Annotated in this window: 9 protein-coding genes; 4 read left to right on the forward strand and 5 right to left on the reverse strand. The window is 44.6% G+C overall.

Annotated elements, in window-relative coordinates; genetic code table 11:
- Positions 1-83 precede the first annotated feature (83 nt).
- Both HUB64_RS14630 and HUB64_RS14635 read left to right on the forward strand, forming a co-directional pair.
- Positions 84-5411 (forward strand): PAS domain S-box protein, encoded by a 5328-nt coding sequence (locus tag HUB64_RS14630; protein ID WP_173497273.1) that lies wholly within the window; start codon positions 84-86, stop codon positions 5409-5411.
- A 48-nt stretch (positions 5412-5459) separates the two neighbouring features.
- Complete coding sequence (locus tag HUB64_RS14635) at positions 5460-6476, forward strand: two-component system response regulator (RefSeq protein WP_028759378.1); 1017 nt, start codon at positions 5460-5462, stop codon at positions 6474-6476.
- Positions 6477-6564: 88 nt separating this feature from the next.
- On the opposite strand, the gene ygfZ is transcribed toward HUB64_RS14635, so the two are convergent.
- Both ygfZ and serA read right to left on the reverse strand, forming a co-directional pair.
- Positions 6565-7527 (reverse strand): tRNA-modifying protein YgfZ, encoded by a 963-nt coding sequence (ygfZ, locus tag HUB64_RS14640; protein WP_173497274.1) that lies wholly within the window; start codon positions 7525-7527, stop codon positions 6565-6567.
- A 154-nt stretch (positions 7528-7681) separates the two neighbouring features.
- Entirely contained in the window at positions 7682-8911 is a 1230-nt protein-coding gene (gene serA, locus HUB64_RS14645) for a phosphoglycerate dehydrogenase (RefSeq protein WP_105251515.1), read from the reverse strand.
- 154 nt (positions 8912-9065) lie between these two features.
- Between serA and HUB64_RS14650 the strand changes: the two genes are divergently transcribed.
- Both HUB64_RS14650 and HUB64_RS14655 read left to right on the forward strand, forming a co-directional pair.
- Entirely contained in the window at positions 9066-9674 is a 609-nt protein-coding gene (locus HUB64_RS14650) for a DUF2238 domain-containing protein (RefSeq protein ID WP_173497275.1), read from the forward strand.
- Positions 9675-10068: 394 nt separating this feature from the next.
- Positions 10069-10734, forward strand: coding sequence for a LuxR C-terminal-related transcriptional regulator (locus HUB64_RS14655; RefSeq protein WP_014611267.1), 666 nt, complete (start codon positions 10069-10071; stop codon positions 10732-10734).
- A gap of 171 nt (positions 10735-10905) precedes the next feature.
- Here the strand turns inward: HUB64_RS14655 and HUB64_RS14660 are convergent, their stop codons facing one another.
- The 3 genes from HUB64_RS14660 to HUB64_RS14670 form a co-directional block, all read right to left on the reverse strand.
- The gene (locus HUB64_RS14660; protein ID WP_173497276.1) at positions 10906-12411 is read right to left on the reverse strand and encodes a curlin; all 1506 of its coding nucleotides are present in this window, start codon (positions 12409-12411) and stop codon (positions 10906-10908) included.
- A 14-nt stretch (positions 12412-12425) separates the two neighbouring features.
- The gene (locus tag HUB64_RS14665) at positions 12426-12845 is read right to left on the reverse strand and encodes a curlin (protein ID WP_105251518.1); all 420 of its coding nucleotides are present in this window, start codon (positions 12843-12845) and stop codon (positions 12426-12428) included.
- 553 nt (positions 12846-13398) lie between these two features.
- Positions 13399-13926 carry a DUF4124 domain-containing protein gene (locus HUB64_RS14670; protein ID WP_131525367.1) on the reverse strand — a complete coding sequence of 176 codons (528 nt, stop codon included), beginning with the start codon at positions 13924-13926 and terminating at the stop codon, positions 13399-13401.
- Positions 13927-14067: the final 141 nt, after the last annotated feature.

Raw genomic sequence — 14067 nt, forward strand, 5'->3', positions numbered from 1 at the left:
GTCGCCACTAAATTCTTCGTTTACTTTATAAGTGCTATTTTTAAATGCAGTGCTTATAAAATCGAGGGCTTTAGGGCGACACCATGGAAAAAAGTAAACTTCGTACTTTTCGCAGTAGAATTTTATCCCACATAGCCTTGCCTCTCATTTTAATTATGGCGAGTGTCTATGGTGTAAACGCTTGGTTTAGTTATATCTCCTCAGAGAATCGGCTTTACCATAGCCTGACACAAGAGGCGAGTCATTCGGCTTCTCGTCTGCAGTTTCTGCTCGAACATGCGCAGGCCAACACCCAAGGCCTTGCTGATTTTATTGGTTTTTTGTCAAGTAAAGAAGACATGAATGACACTGAGAGTGTTAAAAGTGTCTTGATGAATCGAGTCAAACGTAACCCTGATTTTTTTGGCTCCGCAGTCGCGTTTAAACCTAATACCTTCCCCAATCGAAAGCTCTTTTCCCCCTATGTTTACCGCGATACAAGTGGTGGTAACGATTTACACTACCTCGATATTGGTGCTGAAGGCTACGACTATACCGATGGCACTTGGGATTGGTGGAGTAAGGCTATCAATCAAGCGAACGGTTATTGGTCAAAGGCATATTTTGATGAGGGGGCTGGGAATATTCTGATGTTGACCTATTCGGCTCCTTTTGGTGCGGTAGGTAATTATTTTGGGGTTGCGACGGTTGATTTAGCCTTAGATGGATTGCCAAAACAATTGGGGATTGCACCAAATCGTCTGGTGGTTTTAGACGACCAAGGGCGGCTTATTTATCATATAGATAAAGAAAAAGTGCTGGCAACGACTTCAGCCCAGTGGCTCGATAAGAATAAAAATGCCGATTTTTGGACGCTACAGGATAAAAGGCTTGATGGTCAAACAAGGTTTGTTGATAACCAAGATGTTGTTTATCTTGCGAGTATTGCGACTGTACCGCAATTAAAGTGGCGTGTGATTGTATTAGCGCCAGAACAAGATTTATTCAACTCCCTGCTTGATGATCTAGCATCCATCATCCTCAATTTAAGTTTATTAACCCTCTTATTATTGCTGACCTGTTATCTCGCGGCGAAACGGTTAACTCGGCCGCTAGAGCTACTCGAGTCGGGTATCTTGTCCTTTGGACAGGGTAAAACTCAGCAGCTCATTGTACCTAAAGGTGCCGTAAGTGAGATTGTGACGCTGAGTAATACCTTCAATCAAATGGCGGAATTACTCGCAGAACGTGAACAAGCCATTCTTGATTCCCGTGGTAATCGCTTTGCGCGCCTAATTGATGGCATGAGTGAAAAGTCTTTCTACTGTTCCCTCGAACCCAATGGTCAACTCGCCCAGGTTAGTGAGGGGGTAACTAAGGTGTTGGGGATTACCCCTGATTTGCTCAAGCGCAAATATCAAAGGCTCTTCTCGGCTAATCCCCTCAATGAGAAGAACTGGGAATATACCGATTTGGCCTTAAAGGGCCAAAATGTGCCTTCGCATCAAGTGGAAATGCTTGATGAAAAAGGGCATTTAAGAAGACTCGATGTGTTTATGCAGCCGTTATTATCAGATACGGGTGAGTTAATGTCTGTGGAGATGTTATTTACCGATGTTACTGAGCAGTTTTCAGCGGCAGTCTGGTCAAATGCCGTACTAGAAGCCGCTCCAGAGGCCATGCTCATCGTCGACGAATTGGGGAAAATCGTCTTTACTAACAGTCGCTGTCAGCAGCTCTTTGGATACGAAACGGGCGCTATGCTGGGTTTGCAGGTTGAGGCGTTATTGCCGCAAGAGTTAGGAAACGGGCATGTACTTGAGCGGCAAACATTCCTGCGCGAAGGCCGCGATAGAGGCATGGCAAATGCCCGTCATGTACGGGCGTTAAAAGCCGATGGTAATGAATTTATTGCGGAAATAGCGCTGAGTATTCTTCCTCCTGCCTTTGATGGACAAAGGCAAGTGGCGGCTTCAATACGCGATATGACACAAAAACTGGCCGTTGAGCAGAAGATCCGTGATAGCGAACAGCGTTTTCGTGGCTTAGTGACTAATATTCCCAGCGCCGTTTATCGGACTCGCATCGGGGATGTATGGTTCATGGAATATATCAGTGACAATATTGCTGAGATTACGGGTTATGCAGCGAGTCAGTTTATTGAAAATCGCCAACGTACCTTTGCTTCGCTGATTTTAGAGGAGGACAGGCCTACATGTCATTTGCATATTGATAGAGCGCTCGCGCAGCAAGAAACCTTTGAAGTGGAATATCGTATTCGCCATCGCGATGGCAGTATTCGCTGGGTACATGAGAAAGGTAAGGCAAGTTATACCGAAGAGGGCGTTCCACTTTGGTTCGACGGCAGTATTGATGACATCACAGAGAGTAAGCTTGCTATAGGGCAGTTGGAGGCTTCGCGCCTGCAATTGACCAATATTACAGAGTCTATTCCTTGTACCGTGTACCAATTGTTGTGGCACTCGCCTATTGATCGCAGATTTAGCTTTCTCTCTGGTGCGGCAATGAAAATGCTGGGGCTACATCGCGATGATCTAATGAGTAATTTTGACATCATAGCTGAGCGGATTTTTGATGAAGAAAGGCCCGATGTCGTGCGGGCATTGTCGGGTCAGAGTGAAGACAGACTGCAATGGATACGCGAGTTTCGTTATCGCCATCCCAATGGCAGCATACGTTGGATGGAGGCGGGTGCGAGCGGCCATGTAGAAGAAGATGGCGCCATTACTTGGAATGGGTATGTAATGGACATTACCCAACGCAAGAGCATAGAACAAGAGTTAGCCCTCAGTGAAGCGCACTTTAAGGCACTGTTCGATGGTGCGACCATTGGTATCGTCAATGTGGATGTTAAAGGCGTTATCTTAGATTGTAATGACCAATTCTGTGCTGATATGGCGCGGTCTCGGGAGAGTTTACGCAATACCGCAATTTTTGAGGTCCTTAGCGCGCAAGATAAGCATATCGCCAAGGCGCAATTTAAGGAATTGGTCGGTGGCAAAATTGACCATTATCGTGGCGAGAGAAGCTTTATTCGTCCTTCTGGTGCGCCTTTATGGATGACGGTCAATGTGTCGGCACTGTTAGATGCACAAGGACAATTTGAATCGGCTGTGATCAGTATGGTCGATATGACAGAGCTTAAATTGCTCTCTGATGAACTGTTACTTGCCAAAGAGCAAGCCGATGCTGCCAGTAAAGCCAAGGGTGACTTCTTGGCGAATATGTCCCACGAAATACGCACCCCAATGAATGCCATTATCGGCATGTCCCAGCTGTGCTTACAGACCGAATTAGATAAAAAACAGAAAAACTATGTGGAGAAGATTGAGCGGGCATCGCAGTCTTTACTGTCTATTATCAATGACATTCTGGATTTCTCTAAGATCGAAGCGGGTAAGCTCGACATAGATTCAGTGCCATTTCAGCTCGATACTATGCTAGAAGATCTCAGCGATATGTTCTCTGAGAAAGCCGCCCACAAGCAGATTGAATTGTTATTTGCAGTCGCCCCTAACGTGCCGCGTTATTTATATGGTGATTCGCTACGCTTAGGTCAAGTGTTGATTAACTTGATGAATAACGCCATTAAGTTCACCGAGCGGGGTGAAGTATTACTGTCGTTAAATCTTGTTGAACAGCAAGATGATGATGTCGTGCTGCGTTTTAGTGTGCGTGACAGCGGCATAGGCTTAACTGAGCAGCAGCAAGCAAAATTATTTAAATCTTTTACCCAAGCGGATACTTCAACCACCCGTAAATACGGTGGTACAGGCTTAGGCTTGGCTATTTGTAAGCAACTCGTTGAACTCATGGGGGGCAATATTGGTGTCGAAAGTCAATTTGGCCATGGCAGCACCTTCTATTTCACTGTGAAGTTACAAATTTCCGAGGGCCAAAAATTAGTGCTTGAGCAAGAGCTTGAGGGCATGTCTGTGCTGGTGGTAGATGATAACGCGACCGCCAGAGACATAATGCGTACAACGCTCGAAAGTATGGGCTTTAGAGTCGATACGGTTCGTTCAGGTGAAGAAGCAATAAGCCGCTGTTTACTGCAGACCTATGAAGTGGCATTAATCGATTGGAAAATGCCCAGTATGGACGGGTTAGAAACCGCCCGTCAGATCCAACTACAGGCTAAGTCTCAGCCTAAGATCTTGATGGTATCCGCCCATGCGAATCATGAATTTATCACTCAAATTGAGCAATTAGCACTGGCGGGGTACATCAGTAAGCCCATCAGCGCCTCACGCATGCTCGATGGCATAATGAATGCGATTGGCCGTGAAGGCATATTGCCAGTGAGACGCCGCACTGAAGAGCTGGCGCCGCAGTTATTATTGCCACTTCAAGGGAAGCGTATCTTATTAGTGGAAGATAACGAGATGAATCTCGAAGTCGCCAGCGAGTTTTTAGAGCAAGTGGGGATTATTTTATCCATAGCGACCAATGGTCAAATTGCCTTAGATAAGCTATCCCAACAGCATTTCGATCTAGTGTTAATGGACTGTCAAATGCCGGTGATGGATGGTTATCAAGCCACTAAAGCGATAAGGAAAAGGCCTGAGTTGGCAAATTTACCTGTCGTTGCTATGACTGCGAATGCGATGGCCGGTGATAGAGATATGTGTCTTCGGGCTGGGATGAATGACCATATTGCCAAGCCCATAGAAGTGAATGTGCTTTATCAAACCCTATTGAAATACCTCGGATCTTCTTCTGGAATTTCTGCAGCGATAAGGGCAGAAGCCTCAACTCAGTTAACTTCGTCCAGCGCACAGGGTGAAGTCAGCAATGGCGCTGATAAAACGGTATTGCTCAAGTGGCCAGAACACCCTGAGTTGGATATCGATAGAGGTTTGCAACTGGTACAGCATTCGACGCGTCTTTATCAAAGAATCTTTGATCGTTTCGTGAGCAGTCAACGTAATGTCGTGGAGCAGGTTCGCAAAGCGATTGCGGCGAATCAAGTCGAAGATGCCGTGCGTATCGCCCACACCCTTAAAGGCTTAGCGGGTAATTTAAGTTCGGCAAAATTGGTGGAATTAGCGCGTTTGCTTGAGTTGCATTTAACAGAGAAAGCGCCCTATGAAGATGAGTTAGTTCAAATTCAACCGCTAGTGGCCTCTATCTGCGATGCGATTGAACAGGCTAAGCCTGTGATAGTGAATCAAGCCGAGCCTCAAGCGGTGGACTTGCTATCAGATGAGGACTTGAGAGCCGCATTACGGGTCTTACGTCAGAATCTAGATGAAGCCGATGCCAGTGCTGTGGCAAAAATTGATGCGTTAAAGCCGAAGGTGAGCAGTGCAATGTGGCAAACATTAAGCCCCGCTTTATCTATGATTAACCAGTATCAGTTTGATGAGGCAATCGACTTAATTGACGATGTGATTACACAGTTAGGATAGAAAGCGGTAGCGCGAATTTATAATGTGTGACATTGAGTGGAGTTGTTAATGGAAAAAGCAACAATATTAGTCGTCGATGACACACCTGAGAATATCGATATTTTGATTGGTATTCTAGGTGATGATTACAAAGTCAAAGTGGCGATCGATGGCCCGAGGGCGTTAGCGTTAGTGACAAAATCGCGGCCTGACTTGATTTTACTCGATGTCATGATGCCAGGTATGAATGGCTATGAAGTCTGCAAGCTGCTAAAGCAAGAGCCGCTGACCAGCCATATTCCGGTGATCTTCGTGACCGCCTTATCTGAAATTGCTGATGAAGCCCAAGGTTTTGCATTGGGCGCGGTGGATTACATTACTAAGCCCGTAAGTGCGCCTGTCGTTAAAGCGCGGGTTAAAACGCATCTTGCGCTTTATGATCAAAAACGTCTACTCGAACAACAAGTTAAAGTTCGTACCCACGAATTAGAAGAAACCCGTTTCGAGATTATCCGTCGTCTTGGCCGTGCCGCTGAATACAAGGACAACGAGACGGGTCTACATGTTGTGCGTATGAGCCATTACGCCCGCATATTAGCGATAAAGCTCGGCTTACCGACGACCTTTTGTGACTTGATTTTTAATGCGGCGCCTATGCACGATATTGGTAAAATTGGTACGCCCGATGCAGTGCTGAAAAAGCCAGGGAAACTTGATGCGCAGGAATGGGAAATTATGCAGCAGCACGCTGCCATAGGTGCAGAGATTATTGGTGAACATAGCGATCCGTTATTGCAAATGGCCCGTCGTATCGCCTTAACTCACCATGAGAAGTGGGATGGTTCAGGTTACCCCAATGGCTTGGTTGGCGAAGAAATTCCCCTTGAAGGGCGTATCACCGCGATTGCGGATGTGTTCGATGCGCTGACTTCGCAACGGCCTTACAAGCAGGCTTGGACGATTGAAGCAACTATGGAGTTATTTGAAAATCAAGCGGGAAAACATTTCGATCCTAAGCTGGTGGAGGAGTTCAAGCAAATCCTGCCAGAAGCAATTGCTATTCGAGATACTTATTTAGAAAATTGATGCTCGAAGTGCATTGACTAAGATAAAGGCGCCATTGGCGCCTTTATTCTGCTTCAATATTTTATACTAATCATATTAAATCAAAGTATTACGCTTCATCTAATGAGTAGGGCAGGGCTTGGATCGTTAAATGTGATTGTTCATCGTCGGCAAAACGCAGCTGAGTATCATTAGGCGTGTCATTAGGAAGTACGGCGGTTAACAAGACTTGATTGCCACGCTGTACAAACTCAATGATTTGACCGCCACGGCGAAAACTGTCTTCCATCGCGATTTCGAGGCCTGATGCTAGGTTGATTTGAAGATTGGTGTGACCGCGCAAAATATACAGGGCGCGTTTATTACCACCGCGATATTTCATGCGCGCTATGGTTTCTTGCCCCATGTAACAGCCCTTATTGAAGCTGATACCGTTAACCGCTTGTAGATTACACATCTGCGGTACGTACTGGCTGGCATGGCTGGCGGCAAGGTTGGGGTAACCTGCTGCAATCTCTAACGCTTGCCATGCACTGGCGTCAAATACACTCAGTTCCGATTGCGCAACTAAAGCTGCTGCGGCATCTGGTGTTAATACTAAAATAAAACGTTCAGTGTCTTTTAAAATCGCACCGTTTTCAATGAGTGTGAGCTCTTGCTGAATGTCACCAAAATGTTTGTTCACGAATTGGCTTGCCTGTTCACCAGCAACGCCGAGCAGAGTCCATTCTGCGGATGCATTGCTTAAGGTGGCTTTACTAAACACGGCATATTTTTGTAACTGGGGTAAATCGACTTCGATGGCATCCTTTGGCATCAACATAAAGAGTGCATCTTGAATGGCAAAGGTTCTGAAACTGGCCAGCATTTTACCTTTAGGATCGCAATGGGCGCCCCAGCGCCATTGATCCGTGGCCAATGAGCTGATGTCTGTGGTCACTTGGCCATGGATAAAACTGCGGCCTTGTTCTCCAACGACTTTGATGAGGCCCAAATGAGATAAGTTGGCAAGCATAAGTGGAGGCAAGGTAGCGTCCAGATCCCAATGGGGCGTAGAAACTGAAATAGTCATAGCGAGATCCTGAAAATGAAGACGATGTGAGAGGCTAGATTGTAACGGAATTCCAGTTGGCTCAAAAGCATAAGGCGCACATATCTGTGAATGATCTGTGCGCCTTATTATGTGTGCTTTAGTCGATAGGCTTAAAGCGAGTGGAGTTTAAAGTTTAAAACAGCACGCGGGTACGCAATGTACCTTCAATGGCTTTGAGTTCAACTAAGGCTTCTTCCGCTTGAGTTGTGTCGACTTCCATCACGACATAACCAATTTCTGCGGTGGTCTGCAAATATTGGGCGGCGATGTTGATGCCTTTTTCCGAGAAGGCTTGGTTGATCTTGATCAACACGCCCGGACGGTTTTGGTGAATATGCAGCAAGCGCGAGGTGCCTTTATGCGTTGGTAATGACACTTCAGGGAAGTTAACCGCAGAAACGGTTGAGCCGTTGTCTGAGTATTTAGCGAGCTTACCCGCGACTTCAATACCAATGTTTTCTTGGGCTTCGGCCGTGCTACCGCCGACGTGCGGCGTGAGGAGAACATTGTCTAAACCGCGTAGAGGACTGATAAATTCATCGTCATTCGATTGTGGTTCAACGGGGAATACATCGATTGCGGCACCTGCGAGGTGACGTTCTTTTAACGCAACGGTTAAAGCTTCAATATCGACTACAGTACCGCGTGATGCGTTGATAAAGATGCTGCCCTTTTTCATTGCTGCAAACTCGGCAGCGCCTATCATGTCTTTTGTTTGTGGAGTTTCAGGGACATGTAAGCTTACTACATCAGCTTGTGCTAATAGGAGTTCCAACGAATGGACTTGTTGTGCGTTACCTAGTGGCAGTTTGTCTTCGATATCGAAGAACACGACGCGCATACCTAAGGTTTCCGCCAGAATGCCAAGCTGAGTACCAATATGGCCGTAACCAATCACACCTAAGGTTTTACCACGCACTTCATAGCTGCCCGCTGCGGTTTTCATCCAGCCGCCACGGTGAGCGATAGCGTTGCGTTCAGGGATACCCCGCATCAACATAATGATTTCGCCAATCACGAGTTCTGCAACACTGCGCGTGTTTGAGAAGGGTGCGTTAAATACTGGGATACCAAGGGATTCGGCGGTGGCAAGGTCAACTTGGTTGGTTCCAATACAGAAACATCCAATCGCGATTAACTTCTCGGCACGTTTCAGCACCTCAGCAGTTAATTGGGTACGCGAACGAAGTCCCACAAAATGCGCATCTTTAATGGACTCAAGTAAGGCTTCATCGCTTAAGGAAGCTTTGTGGTATTCGATATTGGTGTATCCCGCACGTTCAAATACATCGACCGCAGATTGGTGGACGCCTTCCAACAGCAGGATCTTGATCTTATCCTTGTCCAGCGAATGTTTCGCCATGATATGGGTACCCTCTAATTAATAGAAATGTTTCTTATGATATGCTCACAACCTTCACCCACCAAAGTAGCACTTTTTTTGCTCAGTGTGGAGGGCTAGATGGCTAAAGTTAATATTCTAAATTTAGAACAATATCGCATAAGAGGAAGAAACATTGAATAACAAAATCGCATGGTGCGGTATTTACCTCTCAGTTTTGGTGTGGTCGGCGATAAAACCCGCAGATCCTTTCACATGGTGGCTCGAAGCCTTACCTGCATTGATTGCTGTACCGATTTTATTCCTTACTCGCAAACGTTTTCCACTAACACCTCTAGTGTATTTTCTCGTCTTAATACACTGCTGTGTGTTGTTTGTAGGTGCTCATTATACTTACGCTGAAGTGCCGTTATTCGACACGATTGCCGATTGGATGGGTTCAGAACGTAATAATTACGATAAAGTGGGTCATTTTGCGCAAGGTTTTATCCCAGCCATGCTCGCCCGTGAAATTATGTTGCGTAATCAAGCTGTCAAACCTGGGGCTTGGTGTGCGTTTCTTGCCACTTGTTTTGTGCTCGCTTTTTCGGCGTTTTATGAACTGATCGAATGGTGGGTTGCCGTGGCGACTGGCGAAGGGGCTGAAGCCTTTTTAGGTACTCAAGGCTATGTATGGGATACCCAATCCGACATGTTTCTTGCCCTCATTGGCGCAATTGTCGCGTTAGCTTTACTGTCTCGTTTTCAAGATAAACAAATCGCGAGACTCAAGCAGAGGATTTAGCGGCTAAAAGTGGGTGATGCTCTCTGTTTGAGTTGTAAGACTTTCTTCCCTGAAATGTATGGTGTGAGTGTGATGACATTGAGTTGTCATACTTTAGTGTTGTTATTGTGTTTTCTTTGTGTTGCAACTTTGGGTTGATAACGTCATAGTTGGAAAGTATTAGGTGCTGGGCGTTGGCCAAGTAAAACGGTATTTTTGACTGTTATTCCATTTTATTGTGGTGAGTTAGTCGAACCTACTAGCATTAAACAGGGAATAGTACATTTGGGTGATGTTTTTCAATCGTTAACTAGTCAGAATTAACTAGGTTAATGGAATGTTGAAAAATCTAACTAAAAAGACGAGTCAAACATACCATTTTGCAATAGAGAATACTTTTCAGGGAGGAGAGTCATTGAGCACAATTAATGAATTGGTTTTTTTACACCAAATGGCCGCGCCATGTCATTTAGCGTTACTCGCTGAATCCATAGGTTTGAAAACGCGTATAGTAAAGCATGCGGCTGAACTGGATTTAGACAAGAGTCGCCGTAGTTTTTATCTGATCACACAAAAAGGTTCAGCATTAGATAACAAAGGGATACCTCTGTTAGCTTCGCGATTAGTGTCACATTTTCCTGTGGCGCTGTATCAAGTTGAGCGAGACTCCTTAGACCAAGAATCTGCAATGTTACTCGGCATTCGAGGCATTTTATTTGCCGATCAACGTATGGATCTGATGTTAACGGGTTTACGTAAAATGGTGGCAGAGGAACTTTGGTACGATAGAACTTTGCTAAGCAAAATGTTCCGCCGTGTCGTACAAAAGTTAGAAGGTAATAATGAAATGCCCTCTGATACTGTGGCTATGCTACAGATGCTGACATCCCGTGAACGCACTATCATTCAATTCGTATCGAGTGGTGCGAGAAATAAAGAAATCGCTCATAGGTTATGTATCAGCGAACATACAGTGAAGGCACATATTTCTTCTATTTTCCGCAAGACACAGTCTCGTAATCGGGTTGAGCTTTTACGTTGGGCGCAAACCTATCAAACTCACTTTGAGCTGTGCAGTTAGTCAGTTAAAGATATTGGTCGTTAGCTTTTCGCTTTGAGTGGTTAATGTTAATGATTACTTGCATATCAACATAGAAAAGCGGGAATGTTTATTTAAACATTCCCGCTTTTTGTTTAACACCCTTTTTATAAACCACCAAAGAGTTTAGCTGTGGTGGTTTAACAGTATTGACTAGTATTGCACTACAGTGGCAACGTTCATATTGCCTGATTGGTTCACGTTGATGCTGTTGTTAGTGCCCGCTTGAGAACCTAACACTAAGTTGTCATTACCCGTTTGAGTGATTGACAGGCTGTTATTGTCACCGCTAACGCCAAATGAATTTGAAGCAAATGAAGTGTCGCTATCGCCGCCTACCCAGTTACCGTTACCTGATTGAGTAATTTGCGCGGTGTTTTCATCACCTTCAATAATCAGGTCAATAACGTTAAGATCGCCACTTTGAAGTGCGCTGACATCGGCATTGTTGTTGCCAGCAACAGAAATCAATGTTTCGTTCTCAGCGCCATCTTGCTCAACATCAACTTCGTTATCGCTACCCACGGCATCTACATAAGCAAAGTTCTCATCGCCTTCTTGGCTAACTTCAATACTGTTATCTTCACCATCAGCGAAGGCAATGATTTCATTGTTATCGCCTTTAGAAGATAAATCGAAGTCGTTATCTGTGCCGTATGCACCAAAGGTCGCGAAGTTCGCATCGCCTTTTTGTTTCAAGTCAACATCGTTGCTATCGCCCCATACTTGGAACTCCGCACCGTTGACATCGCCTTTTTGAGTGATAGTAATATCGTTATCATCACCTTGGATATCTGCCACTAAAGTATCACCGATAGTGTTGCCGCTGCCATTTTGGGTAATATCGACACTGTTGTCATCACCCGTAGTCATCGCAAGATAAGCCGTGTTGCCGTTACCTTTTTGATCCATTGAAATATCGTTGTCGCTGCCGGCCAGTGCGTAAACGAAGCCAACATGGTTATCACCTTTTTGGACCATGTCTACTGTGTTGTCATTACCTGCAATACCTTTCGCTGCGCCAAAGTTATTGTTACCCGCTTGATTAACAGAAACGTCGTTGTTGTTACCCACGTTAGCGGTTAAGTCGAGAGCGATTAAACCTGCTTGGTTGTTGTCACCGATTTGTGTGATTTTACCGTCGTTGTTGCTGCCTTCAACGCGAAAAACTGCAAAGTTTGCGTCGCCTTCTTGCTCAACAAACACGCTGTTTTCAGCGCCAGAGATTTCAACTTGGCTTTCGTTGACTTCGCCTAATTGGTTAACGAATACCGTGTTATCGTTGCCAGTAACATCGCTACTGCTTTGGTTAAAGAAACCATCTTGCGACACATTTACATTGTTGTTGTCACCTACAACATTTGCACTTGCCACATGCCAGTCAACTTGTTGCGTTATTTGGACCTTGTTATCATCACCCGTTGAATTAATAGCCGCTTCATGCCACACACCGTCTTGGATGACAGTTGCGGTTTGATCTGTACCTGTTTGCACAACCGCAGCAGCGTTAAGGCCACCCGTTTGTGAGACTAAAGTGTCTTGGGCTTGGCCTGACTGTACTACGCTAATTTCGCTCACTGTACTGGCAGCAAAAGCTTGACCGCTTAAACCTGTTGCAATGGCCAAAGCAATAAGTGATTTTTTAGCTTGTGATTTCATGTGACGCTCCCTGTTTAATATTGAGTTATTGAGATTGCAGCACCATCCGCAATCTGTTGAATCGAAAAGTTGCCGCTTCCTAGTTGGTTCAGTTGCACGAGATTGTCATTGCCAATTTGTGTCACTGAAGCCGTATTTTGACTGCCGACTTGCAGTAGTTGGACTTCATTGTTTGAACCAATCTGTGTGATTAGCGCATCGTTATCATTGCCCACTTGTGTTACATCGGCCTTGTTATCGCTGCCAGACTGGAACAGTAATCCTTGGTTGGCAGTGCCTTGTTGAACCAGCTCGATAAGGTTATCGCGACCGGAACGTTCCAGTAATGCCTGAAGGGTTACGGGTAACTCGTTGACATTCAGCTCTTGTGCTGAAGTCATACAACTACAGAGCAAGATCAGCGGCACCAAAAAGCGTATAGAGGTATTTGGCACGGGTGACTCCTTGCATCAAATATCTTGGGCTGCTTAAAGCAACTTGCATCCCAAATTCAGACCTGAAGATACGAGTCCCGTTAATATGTCGCAATTGGCCAAACGGGTATTTATTCTAGAAAGGATTAACGGAAGGTAAATGATAGCTGTATTTATATCGTATTGATTAAATAGATTTTATATGTTTATTGACGTGTTTTTATTTAAGGGGTCTAGTCTAGTTGTCCTAGTAGTTAAGTCGTATTTGTTGTGAAGAGAGTATTTGATTTTTAAACAATGCAATAACAAGTGAAGGGAAATACATCGACTATCGCGTTTGCATTTTCTTGATAAAAAAGTATGCGTTTGTGCCAGCGAGAAACTGCTGAGGAGTTTAATTAACTGTAGCAACCTATGTCATTTACCCTGTGTGCAACAAGAGGCTTCTTGTCCTTGCAGTAATGAATTCTAGGTTAAACAAAGGGACATTACTGAGAGCGGAAAATTAACCATTATTATGATTGAATTCCTTAATGGGGTAGAGAAAAGATTAATACTACTGTTTTATGCGAGATCAGTGCTTTTCTGGTTCTTTTAACTCTTCATGGAATGCTTCGGTACTGATTTGGCTTTTACGGTCTTCCAGTTGTTGCATCGCACTGTTATTACTCACAGTTAACGCATTGAAGCGAGTATTGATATCGTCCATTTCGTTAATGTATTCAGGATCGGTTTTCTCTTTATTTTGCCAATAACGCTTACGTTCTAATTTCTGTAATTCACTGGCGCGCAGAATTTCAAAATAGCTATTTTCCTGCTTAAGACGATATATCTCGCCGTCGAGTAACTGCAATAATTTTTCTTTAGAAATGGTTCGGCTATTCAGTAGAGTGTGTAAAGGATCGACAGGAATGTCCCTTTTATCAGAGTCTACTTCAGTCGTTATCCCTAACTGGTATTCGATTTTATGTTGGCTAAATTCTTGCGGACAAGCGGTTTGGCTAAAGACAATTTTGTCATCTTTACGGCATTTATAAATGGTATTTGCCTGTATTGCAGTGGGCAAAATAACACAAATTAGGGTGAGTATCAGTCTTGCCATGAGGCCACAAATCCTTTGTACACTTGCATAGCTATTATGATTTAATTGTTTGATTAAGCATGATAAATAGTGATTATGACGTTTATATTATTATGCCTTTATAACTGTTTTTATTAGGCTTAACCGGCTGTTAAGCCCAAT

The organism is Shewanella sp. ISTPL2 (assembly GCF_013283205.1).
Lineage (GTDB): Bacteria > Pseudomonadota > Gammaproteobacteria > Enterobacterales > Shewanellaceae > Shewanella > Shewanella oncorhynchi.